Here is a 21,094-nt window from a genome sequence, read left to right as displayed (position 1 = left end):
GCTAAACTTGTTTGTAAACCATATTACTTATTAATAAACCCTTCAGAATCTATTATCTGAAGGGTTTTTAGTTTTACAGAAATAATCAAAACAAATACATCATATTCCATAGAATTATATTCCTTGGAAAATAAATATTTATTTCGTAACTTTGTATTCAATTTAAAACCAATCGAAATGAAAACAAACAAAATAGTTTATTATATAAGTACGGGTTTATTAACTTTATTAATGCTTTTTTCTGCAGGAATGTATATTTTTAATCACGCAGAAGTAGCAGGAATGTTTGCCAATTTTGGGTATCCAACTTATATTATTTATCCATATGCAATTGCAAAACTATTAGGATTAACAGCAATATGGTTCATAGGAAACAAAACATTAAAAGAATGGGCTTATGCAGGTTTTTTCTTCGCATTTATTTTTGCATTCTTCGCACATTTTATGATTGGAGATGGAGAACAAATGGGAGCAGTAGTTGCAATGATACTATTAATAGTTTCATATATATTCAATAAAAAAATAAATAATGTCAGATAACACAAATTCAAAAGTAGTTTTAACTACCAAAAAATATTTAGCAGAAGCAAAAATGAGAAATCATTTTGCAGTAATAGACGAACCCGTAAATGTTGGTGGAGATGATAATGGGCCAACACCAGTAGAATATTTATTAACTGCAATTGGTGGTTGTGTTTCTATCACATTAAGAATTTATGCAGAAAGAAAAGGTTGGGATGTTGGAGAAATCACAGTAAATGTTTCACAAATAAAAGACGAAAATGGAACTCATTTAAGTGAAGAAATTTCATTCGAAAAAGAAATAGATGAAGATCAAAGAAAACGTTTGTTAGTAATTGCAGGAAAATGTCCAGTCGCAAAAATGGTAAAAGGAGAAACTGAAATAGTTAGTAGCATTCAGTAGATCAGTTGGCAGTTTTCAGTAGGACAGTTTGCAGTCGCAGTTTTCAGTAACAGTATAGAAGTTTAAAACTTTGAGCTTTTGCGAGAAAAAAAACAATCAACTGTAACAATTACACAGTTAAACAATTACACAATTACACATTTTAAATTATATGAAAAAGATATTAGCATTTGCAGGAAGTACAAGTTCAACATCAATTAATAAAAAGTTAGCAACTTACGCTTCAGAAAATTTAGAAAACACAAAATTCGATGTAATCGATTTAAGAGATTATCCAATGGTAATCTACAGCGAAGATGAAGAAAAAGAAAACGGATTTCCAGAAAACGCAGAGAAATTCTCAAAATTATTAGATAAATACGATGGTTTTATTTTGTCTTTAGCAGAACACAATGGTTCTTATGCATCCGCTTTTAAAAATATTTTCGATTGGAGTTCAAGAATAGAAGCAAAAGTTTTTAGAAATAAATCGTTGTTATTAATGGCTACTTCACCTGGAGCAAGAGGTGGACAATCAGTTTTAGAAGCAGGAGTTTCAAAGTTTCCAAGAATGGGAGTAAAAGAGCTTTTAACATTCTCTTTACCAAGTTTTTCTGATAATTTTAAAGACGGAAAAATTATAGAAGAAGACTTAAACGAGCAATTAAAAACAGCAGTAAATGATTTTGAAAAATCGGTAAATCAATAAATTATGAAAATAACTTTGTACGGAAGAAAAGGACATGCATACACAGTTGCATTTAAGAATTTCCTAAATTCTACAGACATTCCCTATGTTTATAAAGATGTTGCGTTAGATGAAGAGGCAAAAAAACATACAAAAGAATTATATGGTGGCGTTGTTAAATACCCAACTTTAATTGTTGATGAAGAAGTTTATTTAACACCAACAACAGAAGAATTTAATAAAATAATGCAAGACTTAAATTTAAGAGCGTAAAAATGGGCGATATTTCTAAAGACATACAATCGAATTTTAAAGACGATAAAATAAAGGCTTTAATCAACATAAAATATACAGCAAATTGGCTGAATAGTAAAGAAAATGATTTCTTTAAACCTTATGGAATTTCGCCACAACAATTTAATATTTTACGAATTTTAAGAGGAGCAAAGAAAGAAATTAAGGTTCAAATTATTAAAGATAGAATGATTGAACGTGCACCAAATGCAACACGTTTAATGGATAAATTATGTGAGAAAAACTTAATTGAAAGAATTCGTTGCGAACACGATAGAAGAGTAGTGTATGTAAAAATTACAGAAGAAGGTTTAGAGTTACTTTCCAATATTGACGTGAATAAAAACCTATCCTTTTTAGAGAATTTAACGGAGAAAGAAGCGTCTCAATTAAGTGATTTATTAGACAAAATTCGATAGTAAAAATTTGCAAAAATATTTTCCAAGGGAAATAAAATAAATGTAAAAATCATGAGAACACAAAAAACAATTCAACATAAAGTTACAAGTCCGTTGGTAAATATGGGGCCAATAAAACTGCGTCAACCATTGCCAACAGAAGGACTCGAAAATGTAGATCCGTTTTTATTATTGCATCATTATGGACCTTATGCAATTTCAGAATTTAACAATCCGTTCGATTTAGGGCCACATCCACACAGAGGTTTTGAGCCAATTACGTTGTTGTTTAAAGGAGAACAATTGCACAGAGATTCTCTGGGAAATGAAATGGTTGTAAAAGCTGGTGGTGTTCAATGGACAACTGCTGGACGTGGAATTATTCATGCTGAAGCTCCAACAAAAGAGTTTGTAAAAAAAGGTGGCGATTTAGAAGGAATTCAATTATGGCTGAATTTACCAGCAAAAGATAAAATGATTCCGCCAAATTATCAACATTTAGAAGACGAACAAATTCCGAAGTTATTTTCAGAAGATAAAAAAGTATTATTGAACATTATTGCAGGAAATCAAGCAACTGAAAATGGTCTGATTAAAACACAAACCGAAGTAAATGTTTTTACTGCAATTGCAGATGAAAATGGACAAATGGAAATTGAACTTCCAGAAAACCATCAATCTTTAATTTATTTGTTGGAAGGAGAAATTTTGGTAAATAATTCCGAAGTTTTACAAAAAGGAGAAAACCAAATGATTACGTTCAATCAAGATGGAAATTTTATTCAATTTAAAGCAAAAAAACAAAGTACTTTATTGATACTTTCAGGAGCGCCAATTAAAGAAAAAGTAACTCAATATGGCCCTTATGTTATGAATACACAGACAGAAATTTTGGAAGCAATGCGTGATTTTCAGCAAGGCAAAATGGGACATTTATATTAGGGCGTTCCCTAAAAAGGTCGGGCTTTCGCTACTCGCTTTTTTTCTGAAAAAGAAAAAAGAGCTCAAACAAACCACTCAATCCCTAACGCAGAAAGACGATAGTCAATAACAAATTACTTTAGCTCTTTATGAATCAAAAAGTCTAACAATTTAACAAGGGTTTTAAACCCTTGCATAAAATAAAAATTATGAAAAAAATAATTCACAAATCAGAAACAAGAGGAGAAGCAAACCACGGTTGGTTAAAATCGTTTCATACATTTAGTTTTGCCAGTTATCAAAATTCAAAAAGAATGAATTTTGGAATGTTACGTGTTTTAAATGACGATGTTGTGCAACCGAAAATGGGTTTTGGTACACATCCACATAAAAATATGGAAATTATTTCTATTCCTATTTCTGGGGCACTTTCTCATAAAGATTCTATGGATAATAAACGTTCCATAGAAGTGGGTGAAGTACAAGTTATGAGTGCTGGAACAGGTTTAACACATTCCGAATTTAACGATTCTAAAACAGATGCAGTTAACTTTCTTCAACTTTGGATTATACCAGAACAAGAAAATGTAACGCCAAATTACGAGCAAAAACTATTTTCTGAAGCTAAAAGAAAAAACAAGTTTCAAGTGTTGGTTTCGCCAAAAGATAAACAAGTAGAAGGTTCTTTACCAATAAATCAGCAAGGTTATATTTCTATGATAGATTTAGATTCCGATTTAAAAACAGAATATGAACTAAAAAACGGAGCATATTTTTTCTTAATAGAAGGAGAAGTTTCAATTGCAGACGAAATAATTAAAAGAAGAGATGCTATTGGAATTTCGGAAACCGAAAAAGTTGTAATAAAAGCAAGTAAACAAAGTAAATTATTGGTTGTTGATGTTCCAATGATATAAATAATTTTAATCCCCCAATGCAGAAAGTATTAGACTTTCAAATTAAAGCCAAAGAATCAATTTCTTTGGCTTTTTCTTTTCAAAAAATAAACATATCTTGCAAAGTATTATGCATGCATAATAAATTTAATTACAATATTATGAAATATAAGCACATTTTTGAGCCGTTAGATTTAGGATTTACAACCTTAAAAAATAGAATTTTAATGGGTTCTATGCATACAGGTTTAGAAGAAGAAAAAAACGGTATAGATAAAATTGCTACTTATTATGCAGAAAGGGCAAAAGGTGGAGTAGGACTGATTGTTACTGGAGGAATTGCGCCAAACATTCAAGGTTGGACAGCACCTTTCTCTGCAAGAATGTCTACAAAAAAGCACGCAAAACATCATCAGAAAATAACAGAAGCTGTACATAAAGAAGGAGGGAAAATTTGTATGCAAATTTTACATGCAGGACGTTATGGATATCATCCTTTTAATGTGGCGCCTTCAAAAATAAAGTCACCAATAACACCTTTTAAACCATTCAAATTAACAGAATCAGGAATTAAAAGAACCATTCGCGATTTTGTAAATTCTGCAAAACTATCTAAAGTTGCAGGTTATGATGGTGTTGAAATTATGGGTTCAGAAGGATATTTAATCAATCAATTTATTGCAAAAAGAACCAATAAAAGAACCGATTCTTGGGGTGGAGATTATGAAAACAGAATGCGCTTGCCAATTGAATTAGTAAAACAAACACGAGAAGCTGTTGGTAAAGAATTTATCATTATTTACAGATTATCGATGTTAGATTTGGTAGAAAATGGAAGTTCTTGGGAAGAAGTTGTTCAACTTGGAAAAGAAATTGAAAAAGCAGGAGCAACCATTATAAATACAGGAATTGGTTGGCACGAAGCAAGAATACCAACAATTTCAACTGCAGTTCCAAGAGGTGCATTTACTTGGGTAACCAAAAAAATGAGAGAAGAATTATCAATTCCATTGATAACTTCTAATAGGATAAATATGCCAGAAACTGCAGAAAAAATACTTGCAGAAGGAGATGCAGACATGATTTCTATGGCAAGACCATTTTTGGCAGATCCTGAATGGGTAAATAAAGCAGAAGCAGATAAATCTGATGAAATTAATACATGTATTGGTTGTAATCAGGCTTGTTTAGATCATGTTTTTGAACAAAAAGTAGCGAGTTGTTTGGTAAATCCTAGAGCTTGTCATGAAACAGAATTGAATTATTATCCTACAGAAATCAAGAAAAAAGTTGCAGTAATTGGAGCAGGACCAGCAGGATTAGAAGCAGCAACAATTTCCGCAGAAAGAGGACATAATGTTACTTTATTTGACGCTGATAAGGAAATTGGAGGGCAATTTAATATTGCAAAACAGATTCCAGGAAAAGAAGAGTTTTATGAAACGTTGCGTTATTTCAACAAACAAATAGAGTTGCATAATGTAACTGTAAAATTAAATACCAGAGTTTCTGTGGAAGATTTACAATTATCAGATTTTGATGAAATTGTAATTGCAACAGGAATAAAACCAAGAGAATTAAAAATTGAAGGAATAAACCACCCAAAAGTATTGAGTTATTTAGATGTTTTAAAACATAAAAAACCAGTTGGAAAACGAGTTGCAGTAATTGGTGCAGGAGGAATTGGTTTTGACGTTTCAGAATATTTATCTCATGAAGGAGAATCTACATCACAAAATATTAATGCTTGGTTAAAAGAATGGGGAATTGACAAAACGTTAGAAGCACGTTCTGGAATTGAAGGAGTAAAACCAGAATTTCATCCATCTCCAAGAGAAATTTTTATGTTTAAGAGAAGTGCTGGAAAATTCGGTGGAAATTTAGGAAAAACCACAGGTTGGATTCATAGATCTACCTTAAAGAAAAAGAAAGTTCAGTTTATAGGAGAAGTACAATACACAAAGATAGATGATGAAGGTTTACATTATATAAAAGATGAAAAACCACAAGTTTTAAAAGTAGATAATGTGGTTATTTGTGCAGGGCAAACTCCGTTTAAAGAATTGTATCAACCTTTATTAGATGCAGGAAAAAATGTACACGTAATTGGTGGCGCGGATTTTGCAAGTGAACTAGATGCAAAGAGAGCAATAAATCAGGGAGCAAGATTAGCTGCAAAGTTATAGTGTTTTCTTACTTTTGTCACTTAAATAAATATTGAGATGAAAAAATCATTAATAATTATACTGGTATTTTTAATAAATTTTGTTGCTTTTTCACAAGAAGCACCTAAAATGCCTAAATATATTGCTAAAAACGCAGCTAATATTTTTTATTATGATTCAAACGAAGTTATTGATAAAATAAAAGTTAAGAAAGACGAAATAGGAAACTTAACTAAAAAGTCTTTAAGAGTTTATAACAATAAAATTAAGGATGTTTCTTTTTTAAATTTTCAAAAACTTCAAGACCTAGAAATGGTTGTTAATACTTTAGGAGAACAAGCTAGTTCAGATAGAGATTTAGCAATGAAGCTTAGAAAGCAAATAGAGGAAACAATTATACCAATTAGAGACTCGGTTAAAAAAAATGAAGACAAATTAAATAAGTCTTTAAAAGATGTTTTATCTAAAAAGCAATATAAGAAATGGTTAAAGTATCAAAAGAAAAAGAAACAAGAGTTACTACCTAAACCACCAAAAAGTAATAATAACCAAAACCAAAGTTCGATGGGAAATAGAAATCGAAGCAGAGGAGGTAGAGGTCGTTACTAATTAGCTATAAGCACTTCACATTAAAATCAATTAATAAAATTGTTGTTCTCATAAATGGTTATTTAATAATCTATTTTTTTGAGATAAGCATTTTTACCATTTTTCCAGTTGAACTTCCAAAATAATTTAGCGATATTTGTCGATTAACTAACTAACGAACTAACAGAGAAGAATTATGGGAATGAATAAAAATACAGTTTTAGGCTGGGCAACTTTTATAATGATATTGGTAGGATTAGGCCTAATAGCATTAGGGGCATTTAGGTATGATGATGTTGCTGGATGGGGATTTGCATCAGTTGGAGCAGGTTTCTTTGCAATTGCTTGGGTTTTTAATGCTTTAAAAGGAAGAGTTTAAAATAATTAAGTCTACGTTTTTAGTAGCAATTTTCAATAAAAATTAAAAATATAAAATATGAGTGACGATAAGAAAGTGATCTTTTCGATGAATAAGTTGTCTAAAACTTATCAATCTACTGGAAAACAAGTTTTAAAAGACATTTATTTAAGTTTTTTCTATGGAGCAAAAATTGGTATTCTTGGTTTAAATGGTTCAGGAAAATCAACTTTATTAAAAATTATTGCTGGTGTAGAAAAGAATTTTCAAGGAGATGTAACTTTTTCTCCTGGTTATAAAGTAGGTTATTTAGAACAAGAGCCACAACTAGATCCAGAAAAAACAGTTTTAGAAATTGTTAAAGAAGGTGTTGCAGAAACTGTTGCTATTTTAGATGAATACAACAAAATAAACGACATGTTTGGTTTAGAGGAAGTATATTCTGATGCTGATAAGATGGAAAAACTAATGGCGCAACAAGCAGAGCTTCAAGATAAAATTGATGCTGCAAATGCGTGGGAATTAGATACCAAGTTAGAAATTGCAATGGATGCTTTAAGAACTCCAGATTCTGATAAAAAAATCGGAGTTTTATCTGGTGGAGAAAAAAGACGTGTTGCACTTTGTAGATTATTATTACAAGAACCAGAAATTTTATTACTAGATGAGCCAACGAACCACTTAGATGCAGAATCTGTACATTGGTTAGAGCACCATTTAGCACAATATAAAGGAACTGTAATTGCAGTAACACATGATAGATATTTCTTGGATAATGTTGCAGGTTGGATTTTAGAATTAGATAGAGGTGAAGGAATTCCTTGGAAAGGTAATTACTCTTCTTGGTTAGACCAAAAATCTCAAAGAATGGCGCAAGAAAGCAAAACTGCTTCAAAACGTCAGAAAACTTTAGAACGAGAGTTAGATTGGGTTCGTCAAGGAGCAAAAGGTCGTCAAACAAAGCAGAAAGCACGTTTGAAGAATTACGACAAGTTAATGAGTCAAGACCAAAAACAAGTTGATGAAAAATTAGAAATTTATATTCCTAATGGACCACGTTTAGGAACAAATGTAATAGAAGCTGCAGGAGTTTCTAAAGCATATGGAGATAAATTATTATATGAAAATTTAGAATTTAATTTGCCTCAAGCAGGAATTGTTGGAATTATTGGACCAAATGGTGCTGGTAAAACAACTATTTTTAGAATGATTATGGGAGAAGAAACTCCTGATGCTGGTGAATTTAAAGTAGGTGAAACTACAAAGATTGCTTATGTAGATCAAGACCATTCAGATATAAACCCTGATAAAACAATTTGGGAGAATTTTTCTGATGGACAAGATTTAGTAATGATGGGAGGAAAGCAAGTTAATTCTCGTGCTTATTTAAGTCGTTTTAATTTCTCTGGAAGTGAGCAAAATAAAAAAGTTTCTACATTATCTGGAGGAGAAAGAAACCGTTTGCATTTAGCAATGACCTTAAAAGAAGAAGGGAACGTTTTACTTTTAGATGAGCCAACAAATGATTTAGATGTAAATACTTTAAGAGCATTAGAAGAAGGTTTAGAAAACTTTGCTGGTTGTGCAGTGGTTATTAGTCACGATAGATGGTTTTTAGATAGAGTTTGTACACATATTTTAGCGTTTGAAGGAAATAGTGAAGTTTATTTCTTTGAAGGTTCATTCTCTGATTATGAAGAGAATAAGAAGAAACGTTTAGGTGGAGATTTAATGCCAAAACGTATTAAGTATAAGAAGTTGATTAGATAAAGTTTATTACTATTTAATGTAAATAAAAAGCCTCATTTCTAACAAGAAATGAGGCTTTTAACTTCTACTTTTTCTATCACAACTAATTTGTAGTTAAGTGATTTCAATTAAAAAATTGATACTACAAATGTATGATACTACTTTGAATGTGAATCACGTATAAACACCTGTTTTTTTAATTTCTTCTACTATTTCTAACTACATTTTCCTTTTGCTTTTCAACTTTTGGAACTGTTATTTTATTCTTATCTGTTTTTCTGTAAGATAAATTATTACTACTTCTTTTATCTGAAGTTACTTTTCTTTTAGAATCAGAAGACATAGGTTTTCTTGTAGAACTATTATTTCTTGTACTTGTAGTAACTTTTCTTTTAGTATCTACGTTTGTAGATTTTCTGTAAGAATTATTTCTACTTGTACTAACTCCTCTATTAATTGTAGAAGAATTTCTTTTAATAGGAGTTGCTTTAGGCTTCCTTCTTTTTAGAATTTTACTTCTTTTACCAATTTTAGCATTTGTTTTTGCTTTGTAATAATAGTAGTTATTGTCTTCTCTAATTTTAGAATAATTTCTACTAAAATCTCTGTGAGAAAAATATGCATCATTATAATCGCAAACATCTCCAATACTTAAATTTATTCTAATTCCGTTATCATAATAAAAATTATCTCTTACTTCCCCGTAGAAATTAGGATATCCTCCTCTATCATAACGTACTTGTAAGTTACCCACTTTGGTAAGTCTTCCTCTGTAATATCTCATAAAGACGTTACCAATTCTACTTACATTTCCTCTATAATCATAATTGATAAATACAGATCCTATACTAGTTATTCTTCCTCTATAATCTCTGTTTATTCTAATACCAGAGTTTCTTGTTCTTCTTCCATTATAATCATAATAAGTATCATTATAATGTGTGTTAAAATCAAATTCACCATTGGTAAAAATGTAAAACTCTACACCTCTTTCTACAAAGTTTACAGCATTGTTGTATGAGTAGTCAACCCAGAATCTGTTTGGTAATTCATTGCCATTTTTGGCTTCAACAGTAGAAACCATCATGAACATTCCTAATAATATAAGTACACCTTTTTTCATAATATATGGTTTTAAGGGTTTTGCCTACTCTAAATACTTTTCGGCTTCCGTATTTGATAATGATATTTTCAAAGAACGTGCCAAAAAGATATTTAATAACTAATGAAACTTTGTTTTTATTAAATATTTATTATTTAAGGGGTTGATTTTGAGTTAATTGTTAAAGTTTAAATATTTATTTTAAAAAAGAGAAAGAACTCGTAAATTCAGCAAAAATTTTACGACGAATTAGACTGATAAAAGTATTTATGATAAAAGCAATTGAAGAAAATTTATTAAGAGGAAAAAAATTATTAGAAAATATAAGCAATGAAGAATACGCAAATACATCTGTAGCTCCATATCATTCAAGTATAGGTTGTCATATTCGTCATATTTTAGATGTGTTTTCTTGTATTTTTAAAGAATTAGAAAATAATGTTATAGATTTTTCTGTAAGAGAAAGAAATGAGCTGGCTGAAATAAAAACAGTAGTGGGAATTGAATATTTTAATTCAATTATTCTTAAACTAAAAGCTCTTAAAGAAGAAGATTTTAATAAAATAATTAAAGTTTCCGACGATTTAGGTTCTGGAAAAGTAACTGCTAATTATACCCTTTCTGCTGTACTAATGCAAACGCAAAGTCATACAATTCATCATTATGCAAGTATTGGTTATCTTATTTATCAATTAGGAATTGACTTGCCTGATGCAGATTTTGGCTTTAATCCAACAACTCCAAAAAAGGTGTTTAATTAACTGTAGTTTTGGATAATATTAACATCTATTATTTGTTATATGGCATATATTTTGTATATTAAATATAACACAAATGATAAATTATAATATGTATTTAGATATGATAAAAAAACATTTATTAATAATAGTATTGATCTTTTCATCTTTTATTTATGGGCAAGAAACATTGCCTATAAGTCATGTAGATGATATAGACCCAATTGAAGTTATTGAAAACCAAAAATTAAAAGCAATTTTAACAAAAGAAATAAATTCTAATAAAAAGTGGAAACGATTAATTGCAGGTAAACAAATGTCTATTGGTATTGTAGATTTAAGCGACAGTACAAATTATAGATATGCAGGTATGAATGATAATTTTATGATGTACGCTGCAAGTTTGCCAAAAATAGCCATCCTTTTATCGGCAATGGATGCCATAGAGAAAGGTGAAATGGAATATAATGATGAAATAAAAAAAGATTTACGCTTAATGATTAGTAAATCTAATAACCAGGCATCTACTAGAATGATAGATAGGTTAGGTTATGATAAAATTGAGGCTGTTTTAAGAGCTCCAAAAAATAAATTATATGATGAGGAAGTTGGTGGAGGTCTTTGGGTTGGAAAAAGATATGCAGCAGCAGGAAAAAGAAATCCAGATCCTATAAAAGGATTAAGTCATGCAGCAACAACAAGGCAAGTATGTAGTTTTTATTATCAGTTGGCTTTAGGTAACTTAATTAGCACAGAACGTTCTAAAGAAATGTTAGAGATTATGAAAGATCCTGCATTACACCATAAATTTGTGAACACTTTAGACGAGATTGCACCTCAAGCAACTATTTACAGAAAATCTGGATCATGGAGAAACTTCCATTCAGATTCTGCCTTGGTTTGGGGACCTAAAAGAAAATACATTATTGTAGCTTTAATTGATGACGATTATGGTGAGCAAATTATTAGAAATTTGGTAAAACCTTTAGAAAAGGTATTAAAAAAATCACGTTCTTTATAGTCATATTTATGAAATAAGATTTGAGGAAATTTATAACAAAAACTTTTGGATTAAGAGATGATGAAATACGCATCTCTTTTTTAATGCTTTTATATATTTTTATTGTAATTACAGTTTTACTAATTGTAAAACCTACAGTAAATGCATTATTCGTTTCTAAATTAGGTGCAGATAATTTGCCTTTTGGTTATCTTTTGGTTGCTGGTGTTGCCGTAATTACATCTTATTTTTACAATAAAGCTATTAGAAAATTTTCTCTTGTCAAGGTTACTTTAATTTCACTAGCTACTTTTAGTTTGGCTTTTATAGCGTTAAGTTTGGTCTTAAGGTTTAATATTATAAGTAACTGGATATTATATTTTTACTATGTTTTTATTTCTTTATTTGCAGTAGTTGCAACCTCTCAATTTTGGTTGTTTGCAAATATGGTTTTTAATGCACGAGAAGCAAAAAGAAATTTTGGCTTTATAGGAGCAGGAGCAATTGCTGGAGGAATTTTTGGAGGTTATTTAACAAGTATTATTGCTTCTAGTTTTGGTACAGATATTGCTATTTTTGTAGCTGCATTACTAATACTGGTTTGCATTCCTATTTTAAAAAGTGTTTATAATTTAAAAATTAAAAACTTAAATGTCTTTAAAAGAAAGCAAGTAATTGCAAATCAAGAAAATTTAGAAAGTTCTTCTTTACGTTTAATATCTAAATCTAAACACTTAACATATATTGCATTAATTACAGGTATTGGTGTAATTGTTGCAAAATTAGTAGATTTCCAGTTTAGCGATTTTGCTCATAAAGCAATTCCAAATTCAGATGATTTAGCAGCTTTTTTTGGATTTTGGTTTTCAACTTTTAATGTAGTTGCTTTAACTATTCAATTATTCTTAACCAATAAAATTTTAGCAAGATTAGGAGTTTCATCAACATTATTAATACTTCCTTTAACAATTGCTTTTGGAAGTTTACTGTTTCTAACGTTTCCAGAACTATGGGTTTTAATTTTAATAAAAGGTATTGATGGAAGTGCAAAACAATCTATAAATAAGGCAGCTGTAGAATTGTCTATTATGCCAATTCCATTATTAATTAAAAATCAGGCAAAGTCATATATAGATGTTGCTGTAGATAGTATTGCAACTGGTATTGCAGGGTTTTTGTTAATTTTTCTTATTAAAAGGCTAGATTTAGATACCTCTTATATTACAGTTATAATTCTGCTTTTTACATTTATTTGGATTTTATTTATCTATCGTTTAAGAGAAGCTTATTTTAATTCCTTTAAAGCAAATATTCAAAAAACATTAACTTTTGAAGCAAAAAGTGAAAAGAATAATAAAGCAGAAAACACTATTGCTGATGTAAAAAATATTTTAGAGAATGGAGATGAAGATTCAATTTTAAACATGTTAGATAGATTAAAAGATTATAATCAAAATTCTTTTAATACAAAGGTTGTAAAGTTATTAGACCATCCTTCAAATCAAATAAAAACAAAAGCCATTGACTATTTAGACTCTTTTGAAGATGTAGATATTCTAGCCAAAGTAGAAAAGTTAGTTTATGAAAAAGATGATGTTTTAGTTTATGTTGCATTAGATTATATTTTGGCACATTCGCATCTTTCTGATGAATCTTTTTTTAATAAATATTTAGACCATAAAATTGAATATATTTCTAATGGTGCATTATTAACGCTGGCAAAACAAAGTTCTAATAATTCTAAACTAGGTAAAAAATATCGTTTAACAGAAAGGTTAGAAGAAAGAACAGATATTTTTACTTTAGATGAATTACATACCAAAAAAGAAATTTTAGCTGGTTTGTTAATGAGTATTGCTTATACCAGACTTACAAAATATTACAAGTTTATTAGTATTCACTTAAAAAGTGATATTGATTACATTGTAAAATTCTCCACAATAGCTGCAGGTATTTCTTCGGATGAGGTTTTTATTAATGATTTGTTAGAGTTATTAGAAAGTAAAAAGCATAGAAAAAGAGCCGTACAAGCTTTAAAAAACTACGGGCCAAAAATTATTGATATTATTTTACAAATAGATGAAAATAATGAGTTGAAACATGCTGTTAGAAAGCATATACCAAAAATTATAGAATCTTTTAACAATGAACAAGCAGTTAGAGTTTTAAGTAGATTGTTAAGAAGTAAGAATGCTGTAACCAGATTAGAAGCATCTAAATCTTTAAAGAAAATAAGAAAAAATAATCAACAATTATATATTAGCTCTAGAGTTGTAAAAAATCAGATTTTAAGAGAGAGTAGTTATTATAAAAATACGTTAGAAATTATAACTTCAATACAACATATAATAAATGACGATTTGGCAAACGAAGCCGTAAAATCGAATCAGCAAATTTACGAAGCTAGAAAAGTAATGATGAATGCTTTAGAAAAAGTTTTAGATTATAACTTAAGATGTATTTTTAACTTGTTAAGTTTAATTTATAATGAGGAAGATATAAATATGACCTATGTTGGTATACAAAGTGAAATAAAGGAAGCTAGAATAAATTCATTAGAATTTTTAGATAATATTTTACAAAGTAAAATAAAAATGATGGTGCTTCCTGTAGTAGAAAATTATGTAATTGATGACAATAGGTTAGATCCTTCAGTAATTAAGATAAACATATTATCAGAGAAGAAATATTTGCAGAGAATAATGAGAATGGGAGGTACACATTTAAAAATTCTTGTTCTTCGATATTTACAAATATCAAAAAACAAGAATTATATATCTTTAATAATACCGCTAAAAAAGTTTAAGAGTGAGGCTGTTAGAGAAGTAGCAACAAAAACGTATCACTTATTTATTTCTAATAATAATTAATTATCGTCTTCGTCTTTATCTGCTTTATATTCTTCTTCCTTAATTTCTGCTTTTTTTATTGGGTTTGCATCGTCAATAATATCATCAATTTTACTAGCCATATACATATGTGCACCAGCAGAATTTTTGTTTAAAACATTAGACATTAAACATACAATATATTTTAAACCATTAGGGTGCTCTACAATAATAACAGAGTTCATGTAGTTAAAAACGTTACCTGCATAACTGCTACAATTAGGGTTTTTCTCTCTGTCGCATTTATAATAACTACCAGATTTAAAGTAAACTGCAGCGCTATCTAATCTTGGTGATTTTGCATATCTAATTCTTCTGTCTGTTAAATAAAGCAATCTTTTCATTTCTAAACTAGATTCTTTATCAACAACATTTCCTTGTTCTAGTTGAACTAAAAATTTCATTAATCCTTTGGGAGTTCCAATACTACCACCTTTTCTACTTAAATGTTTTTCAGAACCTCTAGTAAAAAAACCACCTAATTTCCATTCATCTTCTTGTATACCTAAATCTCTTAAAGGCTGGTTAACAACTCTATGAGATAGGTTTGTTAATGAATCTCTTGGAGTTTCTTCAAAGTATTTTTCAGCTTTTTCTGCATCTAAAAAGAAATATTCTTGTCCGAATGCAGCCATTAACATTGCTTCTCTGTACATAACACTTGCAGCACCATTATTACTAACAGAAACCATGTGATCTAACCATTCGTATAAAGAAAATTCATCACTAGCAACTACACGCCTTTTTGTTAATCTATCTTTTTCTATGTCATAAACAGGAATTGTATGATGATCTCCAGTTCCCCAATATCTAGATGTAACTTTTATATTTTTTAAATACCCAGCTCTATCTTCCCAAGAATCTGGACAAAGCTTTTGTAATTGATCCATTACTGCCAAAAGAACAGCAATTTTACCAACACTTCCTGGTTGGTAACCTACGTTTTCTCTGTGTTCAGCATATTTTAAATTATTAGGATTACTCATATCCATTACAGACATAGAATATGCTCCTCCAGGAATAATTCTTTTCAATTTTCTTTCAAACTCTTTATCTACAGTAAATAAATCTTTAAGACTATCTTTAGATCTATCTAATAAGTTTAGCTTAATATCTTCTAATTTTTTATAAGCCCCTGCAGGAATTCTAGTGTATCTAACACTGTCTAGCTGAAATTTTCTCAATTGATACAATCTTGCAATTCCAGTATTTTCATACCCATCTATAGGGTAATTCATAAACCCAAGTGATGCAATTATAAAAGCAGTTAATAATATGTATTTCGTTTTCATAATTATATTTTTTCTTTTAAATCTATTTTAGTACTGATTTTTACTTTTGGAGCAATGGAATTCAAGTAATCAGAACTTTTTGCTTGTTTATTTTCAACAAATGGTCTTATTTGAAACAACCATAATTTATCATCTTTAAAACCAAATTCAACGTCATACGCATGAGATTGTTCAGAGAAATCACTACCAATTTTAGTTCTAATTTCTGTAGCTAACTCTCTAATATCATTTACATTACCGTTGTTTAAAATAGGTTTGTTAAAATTTGTATAATGCTTTTTTGTGCTTCCTGTTTTTGGTAAACGAATGTAATCTGGTTGTCTTGCAGGACTTAATAAATAACTAGTGTCTGCAGTTATTAATCTTGTTTCTGCAGATTGTCCATCTACAGCGCCTCCAGCTCCTCTACTAAATGCAACTGTTAAGTCGCTTTCAGAACCTTCATTAATTCCTTTTGTAATCATAACACCAGAATAATCTACATCTACACTTGGTATTATTAAAATTGAAGGATATACATTTTCTGGATTCAATAAATATTTCTGTCTCCATTTAAAACTTCTTTCTGTGTAGGCAGAAGCCCAAACTTCTTTAATTCCGTTAATAATTTTTTGTTCTTCTAAAATATTAAAAAGCGTTAAATTTAATCCAGCTCCTGTAAATTCTTTTAAGTCTTCCATATTTGTATCACTTCTTAAGAACACTGGAACATTCCCCATTTTATCTCCAAAAACTGATGAAAAATTACTCTTTAAGTCTTCAGTAAAACTAGCATCTAAATTGATGTTCATAATAGCTGTGTGTAGTTCTTTTAAAGAACGGATTAAGAATTTTTCTATATCTTCATTCGAAGTATTGTTGTTTTTTAATTCTTTGGCTTTAGCAAAAGTTGAATTTAAAAACTCCCAATAAGTCATATTTTTAGAAGGCATTTCTTTATTCATATGTGTTTTAAAAATTCCGAAAGGAATAATAATTCCTTCTACCACTTTATTAGGAAAAAGATTTTTTAACTCACCTAAATTGGCAGCTTTTGGTCCACATAAAATTCCAGAGTCTGTTGCTTTTACATCTCTTAAATTAATGATTTTAGAAACATCTAACTTTAATTTGTTAGTTGGTACCTCAATCATATTTTTAGATTTCTCTACTTTATTAAACAACAGTTTTTCTTCATCTGTCATATCATTTTCTAATTTTAAAATGACATTACCTTTGCTAGAAACAGCATAAAAAACGTTTCTATTGTTGTATTTTTCTAAAGATTTTAAATTGTCATTAGATAAAGCAGCATTAGGTATTCCTAAATTTCTAGCTAATAATTGAACGTGAGAAACTAAATTTCCTTCAGATACTGTCATAATTCCTGCAACAGGTTTTAAATCTGATGGTGGTTTTTGAAAAATATAAATATTGTTTGAATTTACTTCAACTAAATCTGGATTTCCATCTACAACAATTAATTTACCATGAGCATAACCTGGGTTAAGACCTCTAATAGCATCTTGGTTACTAATGTTCATTACATTATTATTTACTTCAGAAACTTTACTTGCATAAGCATTTAATTTACTGACTGTTTCTCCTAAATTAAGTGTAATTGAATTTCTAATTCTATCATCAACAAAACCATAAGCTAAAGACTCAAAAGCTGCATAATCATTTACATCTTCCTGATAATTTGCTTTAACTAATGAAGTACTCCACTCTACAATTCTTCTTGCATGAGAAACCAGACTTGTTAATTCTCCTAAAGTAGTTTCATCTTTTTCTAAAGTAGAAGAGAAAATAGGTTTAACTAAGTCAAATTCCCAAGCTTCAACTAAACCAGTTGCAAATGAAGCACAGGTTAAAGTTTGTGTTTTTAAAATTGTTTCTTCTAAAGTTTTTGGGTTCCAGTTCTGTGTTTCTATTAAAAGAATTTTTTCTAATTGATTACTTAAATCTAATAATTGTAATCGGTCTTTACTTCTTTTAAAAAGTGTAATAGTTTGTCTTAAGAATTCTAAATTATTAGTTAGCTTAATAACAATATCTTTAGATGAAAAACTTGTTTTATCTTCATTTAAAAACGATTTTAAACCTGTTAAAAGTTTGTTGTTATCTTCTATTTTAGAAATTTCTTGTAATATAACTTTATAATCTAATGGTGCATAAAATTCATCCATTGTGTTTAAAAGCTTTTCAAATAGTTTTCTATTCGATGAAGAAATTTTAGAAGCATTTTCTTTCATGTAACCCTGTACTAAATAGATGTCAGACTTCTGTGGATTTCCATGAATTTTTATACGAATATCCATAAAATCGGCAATTTCTTCCGCTAGAACTTTAGACTCGCTTCTCATGTTTTGAGCAACATTATTATCGCCATTATGAGGAATATCTTTTAGAGATTGTCTAATTAGATAGTAGTTAGAATTTAAAAACGAATCATTCTTTAAAATGTTCTCATAGAAATTTTTACCCCAAGTTTCTTCATCTTCAGATTGGATAGAACCTCTGTAAAATTGTCCTTTTTTTAGAACCCAACCATCATCTATACTTGCTAAATATTTTCCTATTTGATATTGTTTTAATCTACTAAAATTGTTTTTTTCGTCTAAAAAATCTTCATTTTTAACACTTGCTAAAATTTCACCAAAGAAAAGGTGATTAGATTCTCTTAAATCTAATGCAGATTTTTTAAATGATGCATGCTGAATTCCACCTCCAATACTATCTGGACACGGATCTTTTGAGTCTCTAATACTACCATCTTTACAAAACCATTTTATCCTATAATAAGGACCTCTTATGTCTTTTTTATATTCTTCAACAAGTTGCTTAATTTTTTCATTATCCTTTTCTTGCGCATGAGAGTTTACGTTGTAGACAAGTAATAATATAAGAGTGATGAGTATTGATTTTTTCATAATTAGTTTTTTTGGTTGTTACAAATTTATCTTAATATAACTGAATACTAAAACTTTTACTTTGTTTGTAGTAACAAAAATAGGATATGAGTTAAATTTTCTTTCTATTACAGAATAATTAGTAGAAATGTAGGTTATAATATTTTTTTTAAGGAGTAAATTTGCCCATTTTGGTAGATAAAAACCTCTAAACAATTGGTTGGATGCATAAATTGATATTCCTCTAAATGATTAAAATTAGATACTGATACCTCAAACAAGCCCTCGAAATCCTTTTTTCCATCAGGAGAATATCTAACTACCTTGTACGTTTTAGAAGCTGTTTTTTCTTCAATTTTAAACCAAGCACCACTTCCTATTCCACCTAACCATGTTCCGTTTACAAGATTAAAGACTTCTAAATTTGGGTTTTCAGTCCCATTTAAATTTGGTACATTATCAAATTTATTTAAAAACGAAGATTTGTATTCTTTTACAATAGATCTGTTTTTGTAGTTCTTAAAGATCTGATTGTAAATTGAATATATTTTATTGTTCGAGTTTCCTTTAATTACATTTCCTATCGGACTTGGTGTAAGTAAGTTGGATGTTTTTAATTGATTAGTAATTTTTCTATTAGTTGAAGATGCAATAATAGTATCTGTAACAAATCTAGCACAATTACTTCCGTTTTTTAAAAACGCACCATAAGGTATTTCCTTTTTTGAAATCAAGTCAAAAATAAAATGATAAGCGTTTTCAAAATTAATTTCTTCATGAACACTTGCAACTAATCTACCATCTCCATGTGTTTTTTCTGGATGATTTTCTATCCAAAGTAAAATTTCTTTCAGATTTAATAATTCACCATCTTTAAAATTTGCATTGATAGAAACTACAAGTTCTGGATCTGTTTCTTTAGAGCGAACACGTCCATTACCATAAGAAGTAATGTATCTTCCAAAATCGTAGTAATTTATCTCTTGTTTATTTTTCTGAAGTAATAATAAAGCAGCATGACCTGCTTGTACAGCATGTTTGCCACCAATTCCTATTTTGGGCCAGAAACCACTTAAACGCTCCCAATAAGCTGGTCTTACAACAGTATCTGGGTAAGAAAGAATGATAATAATTCCGTCTGAATTTGACATTTCTATTTTTCAGAAGAATTGTTAAACAAAGCATTTAAAAGAATTTTAAAAGTTCTAAATGCAAAGAAAATGCTGAAAATGATAAGAATAACAGCAACAGTTAATAGTATGTAAGAAATGTATTCTTTAGGCGTGTTTTCAAACTTTTTTAAAGCTTTAAAACCCATTGTAAGTGTAATTGGAGATGCAATAAATAAGAAAACTAAAAGGCCTAAATATTTCAATCCTTTTCCTAATAAGTTTAAATCTGTACTCATTTCTTATAGTTTTTAATGGCGTTTCTAACATTACCAAAAGTTTTTAATAAACTAGCTGCTGTATCTTGGTCTATGTTTAATTCTTTAACTAACATTTTTTCGCCTCTTTCTACTAGTTTATTATTAGAAAGCTGCATGTCTACCATTTTGTTGCCTTTTACTTTTCCTAACTGAATCATGGTAGCAGTTGAAAGCATATTAAGAACTAATTTTTGAGCAGTTCCTGCTTTCATTCTAGAACTTCCTGTAACAAATTCTGGACCAACAATTACTTCAATAGGGAATTTAGAAACTTCGGATAAAGGACTATTTTTATTACATGTAATACAACCTGTAATAATGTTATTTTCGTTACATTTTTCCAATGCTGCAATTACATATGGAGTTGTACCAGAAGCTGCAATACCAACCACAACATCTTTTTCTGATATTTTATGATCTTGTAAATCTAACCAACCTTGCGTTTTAGAATCTTCAGCATTTTCAACAGCTTTTCTTATGGCAATATCACCACCAGCAATTAAACCCAAAACTAATTCATGAGGAACACCAAAAGTTGGTGGACATTCAGAAGCATCTAAAATACCTAATCTACCAGAAGTTCCTGCGCCAATGTAAAAAAGTCTTCCGCCATTTTTTAGCTTTCTAACAATGTTTTCTGTTAAAATTTCTATTTGTGGTAGAGCTTTTTCTACGGCTAAAGGAACCGATTTGTCTTCTGTATTAATATTATCTAATAATTCTTTTACAGACATCTTTTCTAGATGATTGTAATTAGAATCTTGCTCTGTGGTTTTTGTAAATGTCATCATTCA

General features: G+C 29.3%; 20 protein-coding genes. 14 read left to right on the top strand and 6 right to left on the bottom strand.

Annotated elements, in window-relative coordinates; translation table 11 throughout:
- Window positions 1-177: 177 nt before the first annotated feature.
- The 11 genes from H9W90_RS06950 (at window position 178) to ettA (ending at window position 8,982) form a co-directional block, all read left to right on the top strand.
- Window positions 178-540, top strand: coding sequence for a DoxX family protein (locus H9W90_RS06950; protein WP_187483713.1), 363 nt, complete (start codon window positions 178-180; stop codon window positions 538-540).
- On the top strand, window positions 530-925 hold the full coding sequence (locus H9W90_RS06945) for an OsmC family protein (protein ID WP_187483712.1): 396 nt from the start codon (window positions 530-532) through the stop codon (window positions 923-925). The genes H9W90_RS06950 and H9W90_RS06945 overlap by 11 nt, the downstream gene beginning before the upstream one ends.
- 151 nt (window positions 926-1,076) lie before the next feature.
- Entirely contained in the window at window positions 1,077-1,613 is a 537-nt protein-coding gene (locus H9W90_RS06940; RefSeq protein ID WP_187483711.1) for an NADPH-dependent FMN reductase, read from the top strand.
- Between the two features lie 3 nt (window positions 1,614-1,616).
- Window positions 1,617-1,865, top strand: coding sequence for a glutaredoxin family protein (locus tag H9W90_RS06935; protein WP_088354166.1), 249 nt, complete (start codon window positions 1,617-1,619; stop codon window positions 1,863-1,865).
- 2 nt (window positions 1,866-1,867) lie between these two features.
- On the top strand, window positions 1,868-2,305 hold the full coding sequence (locus H9W90_RS06930; protein ID WP_187483710.1) for a MarR family winged helix-turn-helix transcriptional regulator: 438 nt from the start codon (window positions 1,868-1,870) through the stop codon (window positions 2,303-2,305).
- 51 nt (window positions 2,306-2,356) lie between these two features.
- The gene (locus H9W90_RS06925; RefSeq protein WP_187483709.1) at window positions 2,357-3,226 is read left to right on the top strand and encodes a pirin family protein; all 870 of its coding nucleotides are present in this window, start codon (window positions 2,357-2,359) and stop codon (window positions 3,224-3,226) included.
- A gap of 188 nt (window positions 3,227-3,414) precedes the next feature.
- Entirely contained in the window at window positions 3,415-4,122 is a 708-nt protein-coding gene (locus tag H9W90_RS06920; protein WP_187483708.1) for a pirin family protein, read from the top strand.
- 140 nt (window positions 4,123-4,262) lie between these two features.
- Entirely contained in the window at window positions 4,263-6,287 is a 2,025-nt protein-coding gene (locus H9W90_RS06915) for an NADPH-dependent 2,4-dienoyl-CoA reductase (RefSeq protein ID WP_187483707.1), read from the top strand.
- A 36-nt stretch (window positions 6,288-6,323) separates the two neighbouring features.
- Window positions 6,324-6,875 (top strand): hypothetical protein, encoded by a 552-nt coding sequence (locus H9W90_RS06910; protein WP_187483706.1) that lies wholly within the window; start codon window positions 6,324-6,326, stop codon window positions 6,873-6,875.
- Window positions 6,876-7,050: 175 nt separating this feature from the next.
- The gene (locus H9W90_RS06905) at window positions 7,051-7,233 is read left to right on the top strand and encodes a CAL67264 family membrane protein (RefSeq protein ID WP_187483705.1); all 183 of its coding nucleotides are present in this window, start codon (window positions 7,051-7,053) and stop codon (window positions 7,231-7,233) included.
- 57 nt (window positions 7,234-7,290) lie between these two features.
- A complete protein-coding gene (ettA, locus tag H9W90_RS06900) occupies window positions 7,291-8,982 on the top strand; it encodes an energy-dependent translational throttle protein EttA (RefSeq protein ID WP_187483704.1) in 1,692 nt (563 codons plus the stop codon).
- A 175-nt stretch (window positions 8,983-9,157) separates the two neighbouring features.
- Here the strand turns inward: ettA and H9W90_RS06895 are convergent, their stop codons facing one another.
- Window positions 9,158-10,084, bottom strand: coding sequence for a hypothetical protein (locus H9W90_RS06895; protein WP_187483703.1), 927 nt, complete (start codon window positions 10,082-10,084; stop codon window positions 9,158-9,160).
- A gap of 248 nt (window positions 10,085-10,332) precedes the next feature.
- Between H9W90_RS06895 and H9W90_RS06890 the strand changes: the two genes are divergently transcribed.
- The 3 genes from H9W90_RS06890 to H9W90_RS06880 all read left to right on the top strand — a co-directional run bounded on the left by H9W90_RS06890 (window position 10,333) and on the right by H9W90_RS06880 (window position 14,670).
- A complete protein-coding gene (locus H9W90_RS06890; protein WP_187483702.1) occupies window positions 10,333-10,824 on the top strand; it encodes a DinB family protein in 492 nt (163 codons plus the stop codon).
- Window positions 10,825-10,897: 73 nt separating this feature from the next.
- The gene (locus H9W90_RS06885) at window positions 10,898-11,821 is read left to right on the top strand and encodes a serine hydrolase (protein WP_254712537.1); all 924 of its coding nucleotides are present in this window, start codon (window positions 10,898-10,900) and stop codon (window positions 11,819-11,821) included.
- Between the two features lie 20 nt (window positions 11,822-11,841).
- Window positions 11,842-14,670 (top strand): Npt1/Npt2 family nucleotide transporter, encoded by a 2,829-nt coding sequence (locus tag H9W90_RS06880; RefSeq protein ID WP_254712536.1) that lies wholly within the window; start codon window positions 11,842-11,844, stop codon window positions 14,668-14,670.
- Here H9W90_RS06880 and H9W90_RS06875 read toward each other — a convergent pair.
- The 5 genes from H9W90_RS06875 to murQ all read right to left on the bottom strand — a co-directional run bounded on the left by H9W90_RS06875 (window position 14,667) and on the right by murQ (window position 21,088).
- A complete protein-coding gene (locus tag H9W90_RS06875) occupies window positions 14,667-15,980 on the bottom strand; it encodes a serine hydrolase (protein WP_187483701.1) in 1,314 nt (437 codons plus the stop codon). The two genes, H9W90_RS06880 and H9W90_RS06875, sit on opposite strands and share 4 nt — an antisense overlap.
- A gap of 2 nt (window positions 15,981-15,982) precedes the next feature.
- On the bottom strand, window positions 15,983-18,892 hold the full coding sequence (locus H9W90_RS06870) for a PEP/pyruvate-binding domain-containing protein (protein WP_187483700.1): 2,910 nt from the start codon (window positions 18,890-18,892) through the stop codon (window positions 15,983-15,985).
- Between the two features lie 134 nt (window positions 18,893-19,026).
- Window positions 19,027-20,022, bottom strand: a complete 996-nt coding sequence (locus H9W90_RS06865; RefSeq protein WP_187483699.1) for a DUF6695 family protein — start codon at window positions 20,020-20,022, stop codon at window positions 19,027-19,029.
- A gap of 2 nt (window positions 20,023-20,024) precedes the next feature.
- Window positions 20,025-20,279, bottom strand: coding sequence for a DUF6095 family protein (locus H9W90_RS06860; RefSeq protein ID WP_187483698.1), 255 nt, complete (start codon window positions 20,277-20,279; stop codon window positions 20,025-20,027).
- The gene (murQ, locus tag H9W90_RS06855; protein ID WP_187483949.1) at window positions 20,276-21,088 is read right to left on the bottom strand and encodes an N-acetylmuramic acid 6-phosphate etherase; all 813 of its coding nucleotides are present in this window, start codon (window positions 21,086-21,088) and stop codon (window positions 20,276-20,278) included. Before murQ ends, H9W90_RS06860 begins: the two co-directional genes overlap by 4 nt.
- Window positions 21,089-21,094: the final 6 nt, after the last annotated feature.

Origin of the sequence: Polaribacter pectinis, assembly GCF_014352875.1 — a bacterium.
Lineage (GTDB): Bacteria > Bacteroidota > Bacteroidia > Flavobacteriales > Flavobacteriaceae > Polaribacter > Polaribacter pectinis.
This window is presented reverse-complemented; position numbering and strand designations above follow the sequence as displayed.

What these genes read in the sequence shown, in the direction of transcription:
- H9W90_RS06950 (WP_187483713.1), top strand. Translation starts at nt 178, where the DNA reads ATGAAAACAAACAAAATAGTTTATTATATAAGTACGGGTTTATTAACT.
- H9W90_RS06945 (WP_187483712.1), top strand. Translation starts at nt 530, where the DNA reads ATGTCAGATAACACAAATTCAAAAGTAGTTTTAACTACCAAAAAATAT.
- H9W90_RS06940 (WP_187483711.1), top strand. Translation starts at nt 1,077, where the DNA reads ATGAAAAAGATATTAGCATTTGCAGGAAGTACAAGTTCAACATCAATT.
- H9W90_RS06935 (WP_088354166.1), top strand. Translation starts at nt 1,617, where the DNA reads ATGAAAATAACTTTGTACGGAAGAAAAGGACATGCATACACAGTTGCA.
- H9W90_RS06930 (WP_187483710.1), top strand. Translation starts at nt 1,868, where the DNA reads ATGGGCGATATTTCTAAAGACATACAATCGAATTTTAAAGACGATAAA.
- H9W90_RS06925 (WP_187483709.1), top strand. Translation starts at nt 2,357, where the DNA reads ATGAGAACACAAAAAACAATTCAACATAAAGTTACAAGTCCGTTGGTA.
- H9W90_RS06920 (WP_187483708.1), top strand. Translation starts at nt 3,415, where the DNA reads ATGAAAAAAATAATTCACAAATCAGAAACAAGAGGAGAAGCAAACCAC.
- H9W90_RS06915 (WP_187483707.1), top strand. Translation starts at nt 4,263, where the DNA reads ATGAAATATAAGCACATTTTTGAGCCGTTAGATTTAGGATTTACAACC.
- H9W90_RS06910 (WP_187483706.1), top strand. Translation starts at nt 6,324, where the DNA reads ATGAAAAAATCATTAATAATTATACTGGTATTTTTAATAAATTTTGTT.
- H9W90_RS06905 (WP_187483705.1), top strand. Translation starts at nt 7,051, where the DNA reads ATGGGAATGAATAAAAATACAGTTTTAGGCTGGGCAACTTTTATAATG.
- ettA (WP_187483704.1), top strand. Translation starts at nt 7,291, where the DNA reads ATGAGTGACGATAAGAAAGTGATCTTTTCGATGAATAAGTTGTCTAAA.
- H9W90_RS06895 (WP_187483703.1), bottom strand. Translation starts at nt 10,084, where the DNA reads ATGAAAAAAGGTGTACTTATATTATTAGGAATGTTCATGATGGTTTCT.
- H9W90_RS06890 (WP_187483702.1), top strand. Translation starts at nt 10,333, where the DNA reads ATGATAAAAGCAATTGAAGAAAATTTATTAAGAGGAAAAAAATTATTA.
- H9W90_RS06885 (WP_254712537.1), top strand. Translation starts at nt 10,898, where the DNA reads ATGATAAATTATAATATGTATTTAGATATGATAAAAAAACATTTATTA.
- H9W90_RS06875 (WP_187483701.1), bottom strand. Translation starts at nt 15,980, where the DNA reads ATGAAAACGAAATACATATTATTAACTGCTTTTATAATTGCATCACTT.
- H9W90_RS06870 (WP_187483700.1), bottom strand. Translation starts at nt 18,892, where the DNA reads ATGAAAAAATCAATACTCATCACTCTTATATTATTACTTGTCTACAAC.
- H9W90_RS06865 (WP_187483699.1), bottom strand. Translation starts at nt 20,022, where the DNA reads ATGTCAAATTCAGACGGAATTATTATCATTCTTTCTTACCCAGATACT.
- H9W90_RS06860 (WP_187483698.1), bottom strand. Translation starts at nt 20,279, where the DNA reads ATGAGTACAGATTTAAACTTATTAGGAAAAGGATTGAAATATTTAGGC.
- murQ (WP_187483949.1), bottom strand. Translation starts at nt 21,088, where the DNA reads ATGACATTTACAAAAACCACAGAGCAAGATTCTAATTACAATCATCTA.